Below are 18560 nucleotides of genomic sequence, written 5' to 3' on the forward strand. Positions count from 1 at the left end.
ATGAAAAAGTTAAAGATTGTTGGCGGCGTTGTTGTGGTGGCAGCGGTCGTAGCCGGGGTTATGCTTTATCAAAATGGCAACACAGAAACGGACAACGTGGCGGATAACGTGACGCTGGCGAAAACGCCGTTGCAAAACGTGGATGCTCAGGCTTTGGCGCGCGGAAAATATGTGGCTATCGCCGGGGACTGCGTGGCTTGCCATACGCTTCCCGGAGGCAAGGGGGCGTTTTCCGGTGGCTATAAAATTGACACACCGTTTGGCGGAATTTATGCCAGCAACATTACCCCAGATGCACAGGACGGAATAGGCAACTGGACCGAGCGCGAGTTTTTCAATGCCGTGCGTCACGGTAAGGGCAAAAACGGGGAAAATCTTTATCCGGCGATGCCTTATAACGCCTACGTGAAAGTCAGCGATCGTGACATGCACGATCTGTGGCTCTACATGCGCTCAGTTGAACCGGTGGCAAACAAAGTTACCGCGACAGATTTGCCTTTCCCTTACAATATTCGGCTGGCGATGATGGGCTGGAACCTGCTGTTCTTCAAAAATGCACCATTCACCGCCGATAGTGCGCAGACAGCGCAGTACAACCGTGGCGCTTATCTGGTTGAGGGACTCGAGCACTGCGCGGCGTGTCATACACCAAAGAATATGATTGGCGGCGACACGTCGGCCTATTTACAGGGCAGTAATTTGGGTGTTTGGCATGCTCCAGAGATAACCAGGAATACCTATACTGGCATTGGCAACTGGAGCAATGAACAGGTTGTTCAGTACCTCAAAACCGGCAGCAATCACGTGGCCGTTGCGTCGGGTCCGATGGCAGAGGCAGTGACCAACTCGACTCAGCATCTCACCGATGACGATTTACAGGCCATTGCTACCTATCTTAAAGCGCAAAAGGGCTCGGACAACAAGGCTCCGGCAGCGTTAACTGCCGACAGCAGCCTGATGAAGCAGGGGGCCAATGTCTATGCGGCTAACTGCTCCGCGTGCCACAACAGCAACGGCAAAGGCATTCCCGGTTTGGCGGCAAGTCTGGCCAATAATCCGGGCATCGTCGCGCCCGATGCTACCACGCTGCTCACCACGGTGCTTGAAGGCGGACGCGGCGCCGTTACTGCCAGTAACCCAACCAGTGGTGCAATGCCGAGCTTCGCCTGGAAACTTTCTGACCAGCAGGTCGCGGCGGCAGTAACTTATATACGAAACTCATGGGGAAATGCCGCCCCGGCGGTAAACGAACAGCAGGCTACCGAAATGCGTGAAAAACTGCATCTGCCAGCTCAAATGGCAAGCCAGTAATTTTTTCCTCTAACCCATACCCCTAACGCCCGCATTTTTCGCGGGCGTTAGGGAAGGACAAATAGGGGGAAACCAAGATTGGTTGAAAAATTATTACTAAAATCACGACGCCTGTTGCTAACCGGCCCAATTCTGCAGCCAGAATGCGTAAGAGCGCGCGAGCCCAACAATTACCCTTAAAATTTACCCCCGCCGGTGGGTTTGATCGCAATCGAAACCAGCCTATTTTACTCGCGAGTTAATGCATTCCAGCTCACAGGGAATAAAGGTTCTACTACCTTTCTTACTAACTCAGCCAATTCTTGAATTTCAGTCTGAGCATGTGAATCAGAACGCTTATTGTAAAAATTAGCGAATGCTAGAAGGTTTCCAGTCCAAAGCCAGTTAACCATCGTACCTTGAGGTAAAACTAAACGAGCCTGCTCAGGAGCAACACCTCTTTTGATATAATTCTCGTATTTATTGATCCCCTCTTCACAATGGCGTCGATAGTCATCCTGAATCGATTTGTGATCAGGGTGTAAACCTCCACTCCCTTGTTTTATAGAGCCTTCAGGTTTAGCGCGAAACTCAGGAATAAATATCTCAGGGGTTGTACTGATGTAACGTCGCGACTCTTCATTCTCAACCAGGCCTGTTTTATGCTTGAAACATTGGGTGCGAATTGGAATCGGTGCCTTCATTTTGATGCTGATTGCAGTATGAGCAAATGGAGTCCAATGACGATCCTGCTGACGTAAATCATCATAAAATTTACGAGCGAGGATCTCTGAGTCGATATTTTGCGTGGAATCAAAACCAATAATTAATTGTTTAATAATTAAGGCAATTTCCTTGCTGCTAACGCCGTAAGCTAAGAAGTTTATTAGACTCTTATTTTGCTCATCGGTGTAGGCTTTGGATTTTACGCCAAATGACAAGCGGGCTGCATTAACCACACTGGTATCATTGCCCATATGGTCTACGTATTCAGCTATCTGTTGAGTCATCAAAATTTCCTCTCTCAGTTAAAACACAACCTATATCCTGTAACTCTTCATTCTTAATATTATCAATCAAGAACATTAACCTTCCATCTTGTTGATATTAATATTTAATTTTTAGCAGTGTTAATATTTAATTGGCATTTGATATTCCCTGTTTAACTTGAGTTTTTTCACCTGTACTCCATTGATTAGTTCACCCCGAGGTTTATAAAATTCGCTTAAGGCACTTGCCAGCCAATAGGAGTAGGGCAGGCAGCCATGAGAGAAAAGCCAACTGATGGCAGGCCAGGTGGAGTGCCCGCGATGCCGTTGAAGCCTTACTGATGAGAACAACAAATCAGACCTAATGATTGACACCATGATGTGTCTTCGGCAAGGTCAGGTTTTGATGTCAAGAGTGTGAATATCATGGGTATTTTATTAAAGGCATTAATCGGCGCGTTGGTCGTAGTATTGATAGGCATCTTATCGAAGTCACGAAACTATTATATTGCGGGTCTCATCCCTCTTTTCCCAACATTTGCGCTCATTGCTCATTATATCGTTGGCAGTGAACGCTCACTTGAAGCTTTACGCACGACAATTCTTTTCGGGATGTGGGCTGTAATCCCATACTTGGCTTATCTAATTTCTTTGTATCTGCTGTTAAATTTCCTCAGGTTGCCGCTCGCGCTAACTGCTGCAGTGGGGTGCTGGATAGTGGTTGCCTGGCTACTGATTCAGGTTTGGAATCGTTGGCATAGTTAGGATAAATCCAAACCTTGAACGAGAAGGCCTTTGGCAACCAGTATTTGTACTAATAGATAATAAACTCAGGCTCATAGCTCACAGGGAAGTTTACTGATCTGGCAATAAAACACACTTTATGGATCTCATGATGAATAGCCGTTGCAGCATCAATATCGGTACCGGTTACTACAGTAATTTTTGGCTTGAGGATGGCTGATATGAAGCGCCCAGCGCCATCTTTCAAAACCTCACCTGTTGCTACCGGTGAGTCTTCATAATCCATCACAGTGATGCCTGCATCAGATGCCAGATGCAAATACCACAGCATATGGCAGGCCGAAAGAGATGAGATAAGCAGGTCTTCCGGATTCATTTTACCAGGGTCACCCCCCAGTATTGGATCATTAGAGCAATGTATTGTTTCCTTTCCGGCTACAGAGATGTCCCACGTTCGTGCATATGAACGATAGCCTGATGTTCCTTTTCCCAGATTGCCCGTCCAAGCAATATGTGACGAATAAATGTGTTCCATAAATTTCCTTCTCCACTTTTAAAAAAAGCATGATTTACCGCAATTCATTGTTAAAATTCGTACACCAATGGCATAATGGTATACCATTTGATAATCATGTAAAGAAGGTTTTATGAGTACGGCTTTTCTTTCAACCGCGGACATGCTTGCCTCTGAACTTAAAAATTTAATTAACAACGGCTCGTTGCGGGATGGGGACAGGCTTGTAGAAAGAGACCTCGCCAGCCAATTTTCTGTCAGCCGCATACCGCTAAGAGAAGCAATCCAGAAACTTGAGCGGGAAGGGTTAGTGGACGTTTACAGAAACCGTGGAGCAGTAGTTAGAACGCTAACCGTTAACGATATTGACGAAATTTATCAACTCCGGGCTTTACTGGAAGGTGATGCTATTTTTCAGAGTCTTCAATACATGGACTCTGAAACTCTTACCCGAGCAGAGCTTGTTCATAAACTTCTTGGTAACGCCACCGAATCAACACAACAGGGACTGTACAACCGTGAATTTCATGAGCTGCTATATCGGAAGTGTAAAAATCAACGCCTGCTGAATATGATCAACGAATTACGTGAGCAGATAGAAAGATATGAGCTCTTGCAGCATCGATTACTGTCTGAAACTCTCAAGTTTCAGGATGAACATGCGCATATTTTAAGAGCCTGTCTAAGCAGCGATCCTGCTGCTGCTCGCGAATGTACAGTTGAACATATTCTTTCTGCCGGACAGATATTAAAAAAATATATTATAAATCGATAATCAAGGGTGCCGCTGTTCGCTATAAAAATCGAAACAACGGAACTGTAGAAACATCCACTCAGGCACAAGGCTGACGACAACCCGGGGCGTTATCCAGAATCTTAGGAATAAGCCCGAGAACATTGCCAAAAAATTCAGCGCGTTACTGTCTGGTTCGTTCACAATCAGTTCATTTTAACGCTTAAAAAGCCTGTTCAACGGTTATTGTCTGCCCGCAGGCGTCCGCCATTTTCACGCTGCAATGAGTGAGCATATTTTGTTGCATCCGAGCCTTAACGGTCTAGATTTAAAAAGCTTTCTGGCCTTCTAAAACAGGACAACGTATATGCATTTAATCATTTTTTGCGATGGAACATGGAATACCCCCGATCAGATGGACAATGGCGTATCGGTGCCAACAAATGTGATTAAACTGCGTAACGCGCTGGAAAAAAGTGATTCTGACGGTCTTGAACAGCGCACTTATTATCATCCTGGCGTCGGGACTAAAGGCGGTTGGCTTAACCGGATGATAGACGGCATTGTCGGCGACGGGCTCGACAAGAACATCATGAGCGCTTACTGCTGGTTAGCAAAAAATTATGAAATTGGTGCGAGCATCTGGCTGTTTGGTTTTAGCCGGGGAGCTTTTACCGTGCGCAGTCTGGGAGGGATGATCGCCCACTGCGGCCTGCTAAATGCACGGCAGGGTGCAATGACCGAGAAAGAGACGTGGTCGGCAGTGCAGGAATTATTCAACCATTATCGTCAGCAGGAACCGGTTGTCGCCAGTGATGAGCGGGTTTTTCACTGCGTGAGCAGTGGGCAACCTTGCAGCCATACCGTGCCGATCCATTTCATCGGCGTTTGGGATACCGTAGGGGCATTGGGCATACCTGACGACGTCGCCTTTCTCAGCCTGCTTAATAATCGGCGTAAATATTGTTTTCACGACACTAGCCTCAGCCCAATAGTAAAAACGGCGCGTCATGCACTTTCTATTGATGAGCGGCGGCAAAACTTTATTCCCACGCTGTGGACCCATATTGAAGAGGGGCAGGACGTGCGCCAAACCTGGTTTCCTGGCGTACATGCCGACGTTGGGGGCGGCTATGCGCAAGTCGGACTCTCCGACGGCGCATTAGGCTGGATGATGACGCAGGCCGAAGAGTATGGATTACGGTTCCGTAAAGACATTCGCCAACAGTTGAGGGATGATCCACTGGGGCAACTCCATGACTCTGCCACGGGTGTGTTTAAAAATTTGCGAACCCGTCCACGCAATGTTCCTTTTTTCTCTGATCAAAGCAGCGAGTTACACACCTCGGCAATGACGCGCCACAACAATCCGCCGCTCAATCAGGGGGACTATTGGCAGAGTCGAAAAATTGAGAAAGAGAAATCCATTAGCGTGGAGATTTTTGCGCGCGAGTACTGGAACGCAACCGGTATTTATCTCGAAGCCGGGGTCAATTATGAGTTCCGTGCCAGCGGAGAGTGGATGGACGGACATATCTCTTGTGGCCCTAAAGGCGACAGTGGCGGCAAGTTCCATCTTGGTAAAATTGCCCAGACATTCTCATCACTGATGGGTTTTGGCGAAACGCTATACCGCAAGATAACCGGTAATTATCAGGCCGATTTCTGGTTCACCAAGCGTCAGGAGGAAGTGGACTGGCTGGCGCTCACGGGTGCGGTGGCGAATGACGCACTCACCGCAGGAGCCAAACCTGGAAGCAACTCTCTGCCGCATGAAATATTTGCCCTTGGTGAGCGTTGCGTATTTACGCCGCAAGCCAGTGGCTATCTTTATGCCTTCACCAACGACGCATGGCAGGCCTATGGCAATAACCGTGGAAGCGTGCGGCTAACCGTGTCAAAGCGCTAACCCGGCGTAACGCTGTCACTGTTTTGCTCAAAAATAAAGCTGTCTGCCGCGGGGAGAAGCGGGCATACTAGCGGCATATGTTTTTACACGCGTGTAGAGCACGTGTGAAATACACGTGTAAATCGATCACTGCTCCCGGAGGGAATTGTGCCAACCTTAACTTTACGTCATAAAAAAACCGTTAGCGTAACGCTGGAACCCGTTCTTTTGGAGCAGGCTCGCAGGGCCGGTATAAATTTGTCGGCTATTCTGGCAGAAGCGTTAAAGTCTAAGCTTCAGCAGTTGGAGGCTGAGGATTGGAAGAGCGAGAATCGTGAAGCCGTGCTGGAGCTTAACCGCATCAGTGACGATCACGGTTTGCTATCGGACGACTACAGGACGTTCTAACTATGCAGTTTATCGTCTATCGTAACACCGGCAATGCCCGCGCATACCCTTATTTACTTGACGTGCAGAGTGATATCATTGGCGAAATGAACACGCGACTGGTTATTCCTCTTTTTCCGTTAAGTAAATTTCATGCGCGGCCTGCCCAGCGGCTTAACCCAGTAGTGAAGGTCGAAGGCGTCGATTATCTGCTCATGACCCATGAAATGGCGAGTATCAGACTCCAGCAGCTCGGCGCAAAAGTGGTGAGTTTGCGCGACTATCGTCATGCCATAAAAAATGCACTGGATTTTCTCCTCGACGGTTTCTAACTCGATTAAATTCCTTCTCCCACATTCTGTGAATGTTTTCTTTACTCTTGCTCCTACGCACCAATTTTGTGCGCTGCCTCGCAAAATATAAATCTTATAAACTCAGCCAGCAGAAGTAATTATTTTTTAGCTGGAAATAAATGCACTCGCGCAGTGCGAGTGCAGGGTTTTACTGGTTATTTTGCACCAAATTAACTCGTGCGCTGTTAATTATTTATTTCCTGTCATAAGAAAATCGAATGCTTCGATAAATCCTCATTGATATTGTTATCTTCGTCACAAGTAGCCTTCTCTAACATCCATTTATAGTTATGATTTTATTGATTTTTATTTTTAACACTTTTTGTTTTTTCTATGCTGCATATCAGGGTTAATTCTTGAAAGTTGACCAACTGGTCTTGAAAAAAACATTGAACATTTATTTTTTAAAATGATAAAACATTCTCATTCGATAATTATTTTTCATTTTACCCCCTACAGTAAGGTCTGAGAAAATGGCATTGGAAACGGCAGAAGTTCGTATTGCTCCACGTTGGATTCGTCCCTCTAAAAACTGGCTGGAGGCATTTTCGCCTTTCCCGGTTGCCAATATTGGTGACGCAATGGAACGCCTGAATATGTGTGATGCTGGCATCATCCCCTTGACCGAAAATACGGCCTTCACCGGCTTTGCATTTCCGGTGCAGGTTACGGCAGGTGATAACGCGGCGGTGATTAAGGCGCTGGACTACATCGAAGAAGGCGACGTGATGATGATCAACGGCATGGGGCATATTGATCGCGCACTGGTTGGCGAACAGCTAACACAGCGTTTTCAACATGCCGGCGCTCGCGGTCAGGTTATCGACGGTGCCGTGCGTGATAAAAAAGTGATCGAATCTACCGGTTTACCGACTTACTCACGTGGCATAAGTCCTGCAGGCCCTTATAAAAACGGTCCTGGTGTCATAGGTGAACCTGTCGCAATCGGCGGCGTGGTGTGCTGCGCGGGTGACATCGTGGTGGCCGACGACGACGGCATCATCATCATCCCATTCTGGAGAGCTGAAGAAGTCCTCGAAAAAGTGAAGGAAGTGGCAAGACGTGAAGCTGAGATGACCGCAGAAGTCACCCAGCAGTACCAATAAATCACAGCGTACAAGACCGGCCCGCATGCTGGGCCGGATAACCTCAATACTGTAGCAGGGCAGAACAATGAATAAATCACAGGTTGCATCGATGAATTACGCTTTGCCGGCAAAAGACTCAACAAAAAACAACGTCGTTAAGCGCGCCTCTCTGGCCGGCGGCGTGGGTTCGTTTGTGGAGTGGTATGACTACGGCATTTATGGTCTTTTAGTCAGCACGTTGGTGCTGGTTTTTTCCGCCAATGAAATGAACACCACAGACGCCGGTTTGATGCTGACGTATCTGGGCTTCACCGTCAGTTTTGTAGTCCGTCCCTTTGGTGGCGTAATTTGTGGGTACCTGGGCGATAAAATGGGCCGCCAGAAATTACTCGCCATCTTGCTGTTAATGATCTCTTTAGCCACCGCAGCAATTGGCCTGTTGCCAAGCTATGCCAGCATCGGCTGGGCAGCACCGGCGCTGCTGATTTTACTGCGCATCGTGCAGGGTTTTTCGGCCGGCGGTGAAGTGTCTGGCGCAGGCTCCTTTGTGGCGGAATACGCTGAAGATGACCGCCGCGCGGTGGTGATGTCACCGCTGGTGATGGGGTCGTTTATCGCGCTGCTGTTTGGCAGCCTGTTGATCAGCGGCTTAATTAATATCTACGGCGCCGAGGCTATGAGGGCGTGGGTCTGGCGTGTACCGTTCCTGCTTGCCATTCCGATGGCGCTGATTGGCGTATATATTCGCACCCGTATTCAGGATACGCCGCACTTTCAGATGGTTAAGCAGAACAAAGCCGTAGTGCGTAATCCAATCCGCGAAGTATTAACCTCAAAACGACACCTCAAGGCCATCGCGTTGGCTGTCACACTGCCAGCGGTTAATGGGCCAGGCTACTACGTACTGTTTGTCTACATGCCAACCTATTTGAACAAAGTCATGCACTTTGCCCAGATTCAAAGCCTGATGGTAACCGCGTGCGGGCTGCTGACCATTATTGGTGCCATTCCGATGATGGCCTGGCTTTCTGACCGGCTTGGGCGTAAACCGCTGCTGGTGGCGTCGGCCATTGCTATGGCAGTGCTGGCGTACCCCTGCTTTTGGCTGCTGACGCTGGGCATGATGCCATTGGCCTGCATGGCGTCCATTTTACTGGCCTTTGCCTTTGCCGGTCACGCGGCGGTGATTCAGGCCACGCTGGCGGAAATGTTCCCGACCAACGTGCGCTACAGCGCTTACAGCATCGGTTTCAACCTTTCTACCGTCATTTTTGGCGGTTCCGCACCGCTGCTGATGACCTGGCTTATCGGCCTGACCGGTTTGGCCAGTATTCCAAGTTATATGGTGATCCTGACCGCTGCACTGACTCTGATTAGCACTTTTTATCTGAAAGAAACGGCCGGTAAGCCGCTGCGCGCGGAGTAAGCCGTACCTGAATGCGTTATCTGAGCAATTTGAACATCTGTCGAGGTAATTATGAAACACGCGTCAACATGGCGAATGGGATTTGATATTGGCGGCACGTTTACCGACCTGGTTCTGCTAAACGATGAAACAGGCGTTGCCCTTCGCCATAAAACGTTGACTACGCCACACGATCCGTCCGAAGGCGCCTACACCGGGCTAACGCAGTTAATCGAGATGGCGGGGTTGGCGGCGGGTGATATCCACACCATCACCCACGGCACCACGCTGGCGATTAACGCGCTGTTGGAGCGTCGCGGTGCTAGAACAGCGTTTGTGGTAACGAAGGGATTCCGTGATGTGCTGGTGCTTGGCCGAGAATATCGCTATGACATTTATGACCTCAATGGCGCACCGGCTGCGCCACTGATCCCACGTTCTCAGGCGTATGAAATCAGTGAACGCGTGACGAGTTCTGGTGACGTTGTCACGCCGCTCGATGAGAGTGAAGTGGTGGCGCTGGCTGCCACACTGCGCGCTGAAGGTTATGAAGCGGTGGCAGTGCTTTGCATGCACGCCTACGCGTGGCCCGAACATGAAAATCGGATCGAAGCCATTCTGAGCCGTGAACTGCCGAGCGTATCGATTTCAGTATCGCACAAGGTTTCCCGCGAAATTCGTGAGTACGATCGTGGTGTACTCACCGCCATGAATGCGTTTGTGCAGCCCAAGGCGCGCCATTATATGGCCCGTCTGGAGCACAAGCTGCGCGAAGGCGGTTTTACCTGCGACTGGCTGGTCATGGGTTCCAACGGCGGGCTGATGGCCCCGCAGGTGGCGGCAGATTATCCGACACGCATCATCGAATCTGGCCCAGCCGGTGGCATTGTGGCGACGGCGGCGTTTGCTCGTAAAAATGGTCACCCGCAGGTGCTGGCGTTTGACATGGGCGGCACTACGGCCAAGGCCTGTGTGGTGCGCAACGGCGAACCCTCAATTACCACCGATTACGAAGTGGGTCGCGCCGACCGACTGCTCAAAGGCAGTGGCCTGCCGGTGAAACTTCCGGTGGTGGATATGATTGAAATCGGCGCGGGCGGCGGCAGTATTGCGCGCGTTGACTCACTCGGCCTGCTTGAAATCGGCCCAGAAAGCGCCAGTGCTTACCCAGGACCCGCCTGCTATGGGCGAGGCGGCGAACTTCCCACCGTGACCGATGCCAATCTTGTCCTCGGGCTGCTTGACCCTGATGCTTTTCTGGGTGGCCGCATGGCGCTCGACGTCTCGGCGGCGCGCAGAGCAATCTCCCGTATTGCCGAACCGTTGGGGCTGAGTATTGAAGATGCCGCCTGGGGCATTCATGAAGTGGCTAACAGCAAAATGGCCGAAGCCCTGCGTACGCACTCGGTTGAGAAAAACGTGAGTCCGCACCAGATGACTATGTTGGCATTTGGTGGCGCAGGCCCCAGCCACGCGTGGTCGCTGGCTAAGATTCTCTCAGTCAAAAAAGTCTATTTCCCCAACGGTGCCGGTGTTTATTCCGCCTTCGGCCTGCTCACTGCGCCGCCAAGCGCCGACTTTGTGCGCAGCAGTCGCTGCCGGCTTGAGGCTGCAATCGACATGGTCGCCGTGCAAAAAATCTTTGCCGAAGGTTTCGACGAAGCCTTTACCACGCTGGCGGCGGCGAATGTCGACCCTGCCACCGCCAGCACGCATAAGCTGGCCGATGTGCGCTACGTCGGTCAGGGTTCCGAACTAACCGTCACGCTGCCGCAGGCGTTTGAAGAGCAGGGCAACGTTGGCGCACTCATTGCCGCCTTCGAAGAAGCACACTTCGCCCGCTTTGGCCGCACGCTGCCGGGTCAGGGCGTGGAAGTGGTTAACTGGCGGGGTCGGGTACAAACCACACCGCCGCTGATGAACACCTCTGACAAACAGGCGCAGCCGGATGAAGGCGCACGCGAGAAAACCCTTGCGGTATATCTCGGACGCGACAGCGGCTTCAGCGACTGCCGTGTAGTGCCGCGCAGCCTGATGATAACCGGCGCATGGATAGCCGGACCCGCGCTGTTGCAGGAAAAAGAGTGTGCGATTTATGTCGGGCCGGGTGCGTCCGCGATGCTTGATGAACAAGGCAATATTCTGATGGAGCTGAAATAATGACGACCTCAACCCCTGATAACCTGCGCTTTCTCAATGACCCGATCAGCCTGAGGATCACCTGGGACCGGCTGGTCAGTATTTCTGAAGAGGCGGCGGCCACGTTGGTCAACATGGCGTTTTCCAGCATTATTCGCGAAGTGGGCGACTATTCGTGCCTGTTGATGGACGCCAAGGGCAACTCGTTGGCGCAGCCGAAAACCAGCGTACCGGTGTTTATCGGCACCTTACCGGCGACCGTTCGTCATCTTTTGGCAAAATATCCGGCTGAAACGCTGCGCCCTGGCGACAGTTTGGTGACTAACGATCCGTGGTTGGGTACAGGACACCTTAATGACGTCACTATTGTCACGCCGGTGTTTCGTCATGGGCAGTTGGTGGCCTTCACCGGTTCGGCGGCGCACATGTCAGACATTGGTGGATCGCTGAATATGGGCTCCTCTCGTGACATGTTCGAAGAAGGATTTCTCATCCCGCCCAGCAAGTTAATGCTGGAGGGCGAAGTGAATCAGCAACTGCTTGATCTGCTGCTGGCTAATGTGCGATCGCCGGATCAGGTGGAAGGTGACCTGCACGCTATGCTCGCAGCCAACCAGATTGGTGCCAAGGGACTGTTGGGCCTGATGGACGACCTGAACATTGATTCGGTGGAGCCGCTGGCCGAAAAGATTCATTCGCTGACTGAAAACGCCATGCGTAAAGCGATTGAAGCCGTACCGGACGGGCGTTACGAGGCCGCGGTGGATATCGGTGACTATGAAGGTGACATTCACCTCAACGTGGCTGTTATCGTCGAGGGCAGTAATATCACGATTGACTACGCCGGGTCCTCCGCCGAATCACTGTTTGGCAGCAACTGTCCGATGTCCTTTACCTATGCCTACAGCGTTTACCCACTCAAATGCCTGCTTGAGCCGCATTTACCCAACAACGAAGGCTGTTTCAAGTCGATCACCGTGACGGCGCCGCTGGGTTCAATCGCCAACGCCCGTCCGCCTTGCGCCGTGGAAATGCGCAACCGCGTGGGGCACATGGCGCACGCCGCCATCTTCACCGCATTGTCTGAAATTATGCCTGACCGCGTAATGGGCCACTCAGGCAGTGCGCCGGTGACCTGTGACGTGTTTGCCGGTCAGTTCGACGACGGTCGCCGCTTCGTTGAAAGCCTGTGCGTGAACGGTGGAACAGGGGCAAGACCGGCGGCAGACGGTATCGTAACCGGCTTCCCAGGCAATATGTCCTCAACGCCGGTTGAGCTTATCGAATCCTCGACGCCGCTGCTGTTTACCGAAAAGTCGATTGTACCGGACTCTGGCGGTGCAGGGCGCTATCGCGGCGGCGTGGCCCAACGCATGGTTATCCGCAATACCAGCAAATTCCCCCTGTCGCATAGCATGTTCTACTCGCGTCAAAAGCATCCGGCGCAGGGCGTGTTGGGGGGTGAAGCTGGGGCACCAAACTTTATCGCCATTAACGGCAAACAGCTTGAGAAGCCGGTTGGTCGTCACGACGTGCTGCCCGGCGATGAAGTCACCATTCAAATGCCCGGCGGCGGCGGTAAAAGCCCGGTGGCAGAACGCAGTAAGGCGGCCATTCTGTTTGATTTACAGGAAGGCTATATCACCGAAGAAGGCGCCCTGCGTGACTATGGCGTCTCCACTGAAGCGTTAAAAAGAGGCTAATTATGGATACGCTACAAGGAAAAGTAGTCATCGTGACCGGCGCTGGCAGCGGTATAGGCAAGTGTTCAGCGGAGCTGTTGGCCGCGCGGGGTGCAAAAGTGGTGCTGGTTGGTCGCCGTATTGAGGTGCTTGAAGGCGTTGCTCAGGCCATTCGTGAAAAGGGCGGAGATGCCTGGAGCCGTGCCACACACATTGAAGACAAACAGCAGGTTCAGGCACTGATTAGTTGGGTGAACGACGAGCTGGGGTCGGTCGATATTCTGGTTAATAACGCCGGAAGCGCCAGCAAAACCCTGAATGCCCGCTGGATTGAAGAAGATGAGTGGCAACAGGTGCAGGACGTCAATCTTAAAGCGGTGTTCCTGCTGACGCAGGCGGTGCTGCCGGACATGCTGGCCAAAAAGAACGGCACCATTATTACGGTCTCCTCGTTGGCGGCGCTGCGTCCTAATTTGCTGGGCGGGGCAGCCTACGGTGCGGCCAAGGCCGGTGTGCGCAACTTTATGACGTATTTGCACAATACGTTTCGCAACGACGGTATCCGCTCCACCTGTATTTTACCGGGCGAAGTCAATACACCCATTATGGACAACCGCGCCAATCCGCCGACGCAAAATATACGCGACAACATGGTGCAGCCGGAAGACGTCGCCGAAGCGGTGCTGCTGTGCGCGGGTCTGCCCGCTCGTACGGTGATTGAAGAGCTGATTGTCGCGCCGACGTTTATGCGCGATATCTCGGGCGACCTCGAGCTAAGCCGCTGGAAGGGCGCACCTGCGGGACTGAGCGATTAATAAGCGCGTCTCGTCAGGCTATGAATATTCGTTGATGACTGCATAAATCAAGGTGAAACATGTCTTCTTTAACTAAAAAGTTTATCGCGGCCGAAGCCGTACTGCGTATTGAACGTACCTCATTGCGGGTACAACAGCCGGCATCCAGCGGTGATATGGTCTCACTGGCGATGGGCGAACCGGACTTTGATACCCCGCCACGCATTGTTGAGGCAGCCGCCCAGGCGTTGAGGAACGGCTTCACCCACTATGCGCCACTGCTGGGTGATAAACTGCTGTGCGAGGCGCTGGCCGAAGAAGTGTCAGCGCAGTCCGGCTTTCCGGTCAAGCAGGGCGAAGTGTTGGTCACCCACGGCGGCACAGCAGGACTCGCGGCAGCAATTTTGTCTATCGTCAATCCCGGCGACCGCGTAGTTATCCCCGATCCTACTTATTCCTTGTACGCTGATCTGGTGAACATGGCGGGGGGCGTTTGTGTGCCGATGCCTTGTAAGGCCGATTTACACTGGGATCTCGACCGTTTGGCCAGCAGTTTAGAGGGCGCCAAGCTGTTTGTGTTCTGTAATCCCGGTAATCCTACTGGCATAGTGCACACCCGTGAAGAGATTGAAACACTCGGACGTTTGGTCAATCAGCATGACACGCTGGTGATTGCCGATGAGGCTTACCGTGACTTGGTGTTCACCGGTAAGCCTTTCACGTCGGTGCTGCAGGTGCCGGCTTTTCGGGGGCGTACGTTATTTTGCCAAACATTTTCAAAAAGTTATGCCATGACTGGCTGGCGCGTTGGCTATCTTGCAGGCCCGGCAGATATGATTGCGGCGGCGGCTCGCGTGCACAACAGCGTCAACGGTTCGGTAAATACGGCAGTACAGCGCGCAGCGGTAGTCGCGTTGAAGGAGTGTAAAGATGACGTCAAACGTATGTATGATGTCTATCGTGAACGTCGTATTCTGATGATGGAGGGGCTGTTGGCGATACCCGGGTTAAAGCTTAACGAACCCGAAGGCGCATTTTACTGCTTCCCGTCTTATTCATTGCCTATTCCTGCCATTGATATGGTTGCGTTGCTGCGCGAACAGGGAATTGCCGTGCGACCGGGCAGTGAGTTTGGCGCCGCTGGAGAAGGCCATTTACGGCTCTCCTACGCCGCCAGTAAAGAAGCGATTACCGAAGGCGTTAAACGGCTTAAGCGTGGTCTGGCGTCACTGGGATAAGTAAAGATATACACCATAGGCAGAGAGTGAAATGGCAAAAACGATGCGCAGTGATACCGAAAGGAACCGTAAAAACCTGATCCAGGCTGCTGCACGGCTGTTTGAAGTCGTCGAAGGGCCTATCAGTATGACGGAAATCGCCAATGAGGCCGGTGTTTCCGTGGCTACCGCATACCGCCAGTTTGCCTCGGTAGAGGAAGTATTAAATACCTATCGGCAAGAAGTGGGCCAACTGCTGCTTGAGTACAGTGAAAAACTGAGTGGCAGCGGGCTTGAAAGACTTGAACAGGTCAGCCGCTACTGGGTCAAGCTGGTGCGCCAGCGCGGCGCGGCAATGGTGCCCATGCGTAACCGCCGCGGTTACCTTGAGCGCCTGTGGGAAGGTGCGGAATATCTGTTAGTGCAGGCCAACGCTGTGCGACCTGCGCTGCGCGATTCGATGCAGGAGATGGACCTGCCGGATATCGGCGATAAAGCGGTGTTCTTGTGGAATATCCTTTTCGATCCACGAGAGATTTTTGATTTGATTGATACCGTAGGGCTGAGTGAGAAACAAGTAGGCACTCAACTTATGTCGGTATTAATTGGTGGACTGCGCGGTTTTGCGGTGGCTAACGCTTTCTCCGTAGACGAGTGCCGAATTAAATAGCCGAGTAGCACAATGATTAAATAAGGCGCCGCAGGGACGGTCTGCGGCTACTTATTGCCTTTGCGGTTTAGCGTTAAGTATTTGCCATTAACGATATGCCGTGTAATACGCCCTAAAATTAACGCTTATTTTTATTATCACCCCCGGTGAGGATTTCCTTCGCCTGAATTAAGAGCATCCCCTAATTAAGAGGTTAAATAATGACTGCGCTTTCTTACGTTTCGGACGAAGCAGATTCTGCCTGGGCAACCTATTTGGCACAGGTTGAGCGCGTGCTGCCTTATCTCGGCGATTTGACCCGCTGGGCAGACACCTTACGCCATCCCAAACGGGCATTAATCGTTGATATTCCGCTGGAGATGGACGACGGCAGTGTGCGCCATTTTGAGGGTTACCGCGTGCAACATAATCTGTCACGCGGACCAGGCAAGGGCGGCGTGCGTTATCATCCCGACGTCACGCTTGAAGAAGTGATGGCACTTTCCGCCTGGATGACCATTAAAAGCGCGGTGCTCAACCTGCCGTTTGGCGGCGCTAAAGGCGGGGTGAGGGTTGACCCGCGTGAACTATCGATTAAAGAGCTTGAAAGACTCACCCGTCGCTACACCAGTGAAATTGGCAATATCATTGGGCCGCAGCAGGATATTCCCGCGCCTGATGTCGGCACCAATGCGCAGGTCATGGCGTGGATGATGGACACTTATTCCATGAATGTGGGGGCCACCACCACCGGCGTAGTGACCGGCAAACCTGTGCATCTCGGAGGTTCATTAGGCAGAGTAAAAGCCACCGGTCGAGGCGTATTTGTGACCGGTATGGCGGCGGCTCAGCGTATTGGGCTAGAGGTCGAGGAGTGCCGGGTGGCGGTGCAGGGATTCGGCAACGTCGGCAGCGTTTCTGCCGAGCTATTTTATCAGCGCGGAGCTAAAATTGTGGCAATTCAGGACCACAGCGGCTGCTTATATCATGAAGAGGGCATTGATATCCCAGCTTTGCTGACCTGGCAGCGTGAGCACGGCAGTATTGCCGGTTTTACTCAGGCCGAGAACATTCGTCACGACGCTTTTTGGCTTAAGTCTTTCGATATTCTCATTCCTGCGGCCCTCGAGGGGCAAATTACCGAGATGCGGGCCAGCGCACTGAGCTGCAAGCTGGTGTTGGAAGGGGCGAACGGGCCCACGCTGCCCGCCGCAGATGATATTCTTCGCAAGCGCCAAATTACCGTAGTGCCCGATGTCATTTGTAACGCCGGTGGGGTAACCGTGAGCTATTTCGAATGGGTGCAGGACTTCTCCAGCTTTTTCTGGACTGAAGAAGAAATAAACCAACGCCTCGACAGCATAATGAATGACGCACTCAGTGCCGTATGGAATAAAGCCGAGAGCTTGAACGTGACATTGCGCACCGCAGCCTACGCCGTCGCCTGTGAGCGTATTCTAATGGCGCGTAAGGATCGCGGTTTATATCCCTAAATTCACCCGCCTGATGGCGGGTTTTTTAATCGTCTAATTGTGCTAAGCAACGCTGTTTTACGCATTTAACTTTGTATTTTCCCTTGCGCATAATGTCAGTACACCACTTTCATGCTTAGGGACAATAGCTTATGACGCAGCTCGCCATTTCACATCTCGCCTTTCTTACGCCAGGTAATTATCCCGACGACGCGCCCTGGCAGGGGCTGGAAGAAACTTTACAGCTGTTCGAAACCGGTGAAAGGCTGGGATACAACGGTGCCTGGGTACGTCAGCGCCATCTTGAGCACGGCGTTTCATCAGCCAGCACATTTTTAGCGGCGGCCAGCCAGCGCACCAAAACTATCGAGCTGGGCACGGCGGTCATTCAGGTTGGCTATGAAAGCCCGTTCAGGCTGGCGGAAGATCTTTCTACTGTAGACGTGCTGTCGCGCGGACGTCTAAACGTTGGGCTTAGCGCAGGCCAACCCGCGCACGCCGAGCTATTGGGAGCCGAAGTTTTTAACGAAAATTGGCGCAACGAAGACTTCTCATATAATCGCGTTAAGCGACTGATTGATAATCTTAGCGGTCGCTATTTGGGTGATCAAGAGAGTTTTATCGAGTCTCCCGGCAACCGCCAGCGTCCGAGACTGCAGCCCTATGCCTCAGGACTGACCCATCGTTTGTGGTACGGCGGTGGCTCGCTGCGATCGGTGAAATGGGCAGGGGAAAACAACCTGAACTTGCTGATTGGCAACCTGACGTCGGGCGAGAATACCGACGACTATTATACCGCTCAACTCAGGCAGCTAGAGGTTTATCGCGCTGCTCTGGCGACCCACCATCATGCCAATGCTAACCCTACACCACGTATCGCGCGCGGCCGAGTGATTGTGCCTTTCGACAGCGCCGACGCTGTAACCCGCCGTCGCTATACTGACTTTGCAGCCTCAAGACACGCGCGCACGCTTGCACCGCAGGGCGATCGCCGCACGCTGTTCTCACCGGACCTGGTTGGTAGTGCAGACCAAATTCTTGAACAACTGCACAAGGATCCCCTGCTGCATGAGTTGAGCGAGCTGCGAATCGAACTGCCTTATGAATTCAACATTGAAGAGTATCAGCAGATCCTGACGGACTTTATCGAGCTGATTGCGCCGGAAATTGGCTGGAAGAAGGCGGCGTCCGAGTTAAATCAGACCGCCGCCTAAGA

Annotated in this window: 17 protein-coding genes; 15 read left to right on the forward strand and 2 right to left on the reverse strand. The window is 51.9% G+C overall.

Features of this window, described 5'->3' with window-relative positions:
* Positions 1 to 1311 (forward strand): cytochrome c, encoded by a 1311-nt coding sequence (locus tag GA565_RS12535; RefSeq protein ID WP_152198720.1) that lies wholly within the window; start codon positions 1 to 3, stop codon positions 1309 to 1311.
* 227 nt (positions 1312 to 1538) lie between these two features.
* Here GA565_RS12535 and thyX read toward each other — a convergent pair whose 3' ends face one another.
* Positions 1539 to 2300 carry an FAD-dependent thymidylate synthase gene (gene thyX / locus GA565_RS12540; protein WP_055772014.1) on the reverse strand — a complete coding sequence of 254 codons (762 nt, stop codon included), beginning with the start codon at positions 2298 to 2300 and terminating at the stop codon, positions 1539 to 1541.
* A gap of 405 nt (positions 2301 to 2705) precedes the next feature.
* On the opposite strand from thyX, the gene GA565_RS12545 reads away from it, so the two are divergent.
* Entirely contained in the window at positions 2706 to 3044 is a 339-nt protein-coding gene (locus GA565_RS12545) for a GlpM family protein (RefSeq protein ID WP_152198721.1), read from the forward strand.
* 49 nt (positions 3045 to 3093) lie between these two features.
* On the opposite strand, the gene GA565_RS12550 is transcribed toward GA565_RS12545, so the two are convergent.
* Positions 3094 to 3558, reverse strand: a complete 465-nt coding sequence (locus tag GA565_RS12550; protein WP_152198722.1) for an OsmC family protein — start codon at positions 3556 to 3558, stop codon at positions 3094 to 3096.
* 112 nt (positions 3559 to 3670) lie between these two features.
* Here GA565_RS12550 and GA565_RS12555 point away from each other — a divergent pair, with 112 nt between their 5' ends.
* From GA565_RS12555 to GA565_RS12615, 13 genes are all read left to right on the forward strand, one after another.
* Positions 3671 to 4312 (forward strand): GntR family transcriptional regulator, encoded by a 642-nt coding sequence (locus GA565_RS12555; RefSeq protein ID WP_152198723.1) that lies wholly within the window; start codon positions 3671 to 3673, stop codon positions 4310 to 4312.
* A gap of 325 nt (positions 4313 to 4637) precedes the next feature.
* Complete coding sequence (locus tag GA565_RS12560) at positions 4638 to 6179, forward strand: DUF2235 domain-containing protein (protein ID WP_152198724.1); 1542 nt, start codon at positions 4638 to 4640, stop codon at positions 6177 to 6179.
* 147 nt (positions 6180 to 6326) lie between these two features.
* The gene (locus tag GA565_RS12565) at positions 6327 to 6566 is read left to right on the forward strand and encodes a type II toxin-antitoxin system CcdA family antitoxin (RefSeq protein ID WP_055772034.1); all 240 of its coding nucleotides are present in this window, start codon (positions 6327 to 6329) and stop codon (positions 6564 to 6566) included.
* 2 nt (positions 6567 to 6568) lie between these two features.
* The gene (locus GA565_RS12570) at positions 6569 to 6877 is read left to right on the forward strand and encodes a CcdB family protein (RefSeq protein WP_152198725.1); all 309 of its coding nucleotides are present in this window, start codon (positions 6569 to 6571) and stop codon (positions 6875 to 6877) included.
* 494 nt (positions 6878 to 7371) lie between these two features.
* Positions 7372 to 8004, forward strand: a complete 633-nt coding sequence (locus GA565_RS12575) for an RraA family protein (protein ID WP_152198726.1) — start codon at positions 7372 to 7374, stop codon at positions 8002 to 8004.
* A 67-nt stretch (positions 8005 to 8071) separates the two neighbouring features.
* Positions 8072 to 9412, forward strand: coding sequence for an MFS transporter (locus tag GA565_RS12580; RefSeq protein WP_152198727.1), 1341 nt, complete (start codon positions 8072 to 8074; stop codon positions 9410 to 9412).
* A gap of 51 nt (positions 9413 to 9463) precedes the next feature.
* Positions 9464 to 11551 (forward strand): hydantoinase/oxoprolinase family protein, encoded by a 2088-nt coding sequence (locus GA565_RS12585; RefSeq protein ID WP_152198728.1) that lies wholly within the window; start codon positions 9464 to 9466, stop codon positions 11549 to 11551.
* Complete coding sequence (locus tag GA565_RS12590; RefSeq protein WP_055772050.1) at positions 11551 to 13233, forward strand: hydantoinase B/oxoprolinase family protein; 1683 nt, start codon at positions 11551 to 11553, stop codon at positions 13231 to 13233. Before GA565_RS12585 ends, GA565_RS12590 begins: the two co-directional genes overlap by 1 nt.
* Before the next feature lie 2 nt (positions 13234 to 13235).
* Positions 13236 to 14027, forward strand: coding sequence for an SDR family oxidoreductase (locus tag GA565_RS12595; RefSeq protein WP_084984213.1), 792 nt, complete (start codon positions 13236 to 13238; stop codon positions 14025 to 14027).
* 59 nt (positions 14028 to 14086) lie between these two features.
* Positions 14087 to 15244 carry a pyridoxal phosphate-dependent aminotransferase gene (locus GA565_RS12600; protein ID WP_152198729.1) on the forward strand — a complete coding sequence of 386 codons (1158 nt, stop codon included), beginning with the start codon at positions 14087 to 14089 and terminating at the stop codon, positions 15242 to 15244.
* A gap of 31 nt (positions 15245 to 15275) precedes the next feature.
* Positions 15276 to 15893, forward strand: a complete 618-nt coding sequence (locus GA565_RS12605) for a TetR/AcrR family transcriptional regulator (RefSeq protein ID WP_152198730.1) — start codon at positions 15276 to 15278, stop codon at positions 15891 to 15893.
* 200 nt (positions 15894 to 16093) lie between these two features.
* Positions 16094 to 17365, forward strand: a complete 1272-nt coding sequence (locus GA565_RS12610; protein WP_152198731.1) for a Glu/Leu/Phe/Val dehydrogenase — start codon at positions 16094 to 16096, stop codon at positions 17363 to 17365.
* A gap of 131 nt (positions 17366 to 17496) precedes the next feature.
* Positions 17497 to 18558, forward strand: coding sequence for an LLM class flavin-dependent oxidoreductase (locus GA565_RS12615; RefSeq protein ID WP_152198732.1), 1062 nt, complete (start codon positions 17497 to 17499; stop codon positions 18556 to 18558).
* The last annotated feature ends 2 nt before the right edge of the window (positions 18559 to 18560 follow it).

Origin of the sequence: Rouxiella sp. S1S-2, from assembly GCF_009208105.1 — a bacterium.
In the GTDB taxonomy this organism is placed as follows: Bacteria; Pseudomonadota; Gammaproteobacteria; order Enterobacterales; family Enterobacteriaceae; genus Rouxiella.

Coding starts and splice junctions, on each gene's coding strand:
- GA565_RS12535 (WP_152198720.1), top strand. CDS start 1: ATGAAAAAGTTAAAGATTGTTGGCGGCGTTGTTGTGGTGGCAGCGGTC.
- thyX (WP_055772014.1), bottom strand. CDS start 2,300: ATGACTCAACAGATAGCTGAATACGTAGACCATATGGGCAATGATACC.
- GA565_RS12545 (WP_152198721.1), top strand. CDS start 2,706: ATGGGTATTTTATTAAAGGCATTAATCGGCGCGTTGGTCGTAGTATTG.
- GA565_RS12550 (WP_152198722.1), bottom strand. CDS start 3,558: ATGGAACACATTTATTCGTCACATATTGCTTGGACGGGCAATCTGGGA.
- GA565_RS12555 (WP_152198723.1), top strand. CDS start 3,671: ATGAGTACGGCTTTTCTTTCAACCGCGGACATGCTTGCCTCTGAACTT.
- GA565_RS12560 (WP_152198724.1), top strand. CDS start 4,638: ATGCATTTAATCATTTTTTGCGATGGAACATGGAATACCCCCGATCAG.
- GA565_RS12570 (WP_152198725.1), top strand. CDS start 6,569: ATGCAGTTTATCGTCTATCGTAACACCGGCAATGCCCGCGCATACCCT.
- GA565_RS12575 (WP_152198726.1), top strand. CDS start 7,372: ATGGCATTGGAAACGGCAGAAGTTCGTATTGCTCCACGTTGGATTCGT.
- GA565_RS12580 (WP_152198727.1), top strand. CDS start 8,072: ATGAATAAATCACAGGTTGCATCGATGAATTACGCTTTGCCGGCAAAA.
- GA565_RS12585 (WP_152198728.1), top strand. CDS start 9,464: ATGAAACACGCGTCAACATGGCGAATGGGATTTGATATTGGCGGCACG.
- GA565_RS12590 (WP_055772050.1), top strand. CDS start 11,551: ATGACGACCTCAACCCCTGATAACCTGCGCTTTCTCAATGACCCGATC.
- GA565_RS12595 (WP_084984213.1), top strand. CDS start 13,236: ATGGATACGCTACAAGGAAAAGTAGTCATCGTGACCGGCGCTGGCAGC.
- GA565_RS12600 (WP_152198729.1), top strand. CDS start 14,087: ATGTCTTCTTTAACTAAAAAGTTTATCGCGGCCGAAGCCGTACTGCGT.
- GA565_RS12605 (WP_152198730.1), top strand. CDS start 15,276: ATGGCAAAAACGATGCGCAGTGATACCGAAAGGAACCGTAAAAACCTG.
- GA565_RS12610 (WP_152198731.1), top strand. CDS start 16,094: ATGACTGCGCTTTCTTACGTTTCGGACGAAGCAGATTCTGCCTGGGCA.
- GA565_RS12615 (WP_152198732.1), top strand. CDS start 17,497: ATGACGCAGCTCGCCATTTCACATCTCGCCTTTCTTACGCCAGGTAAT.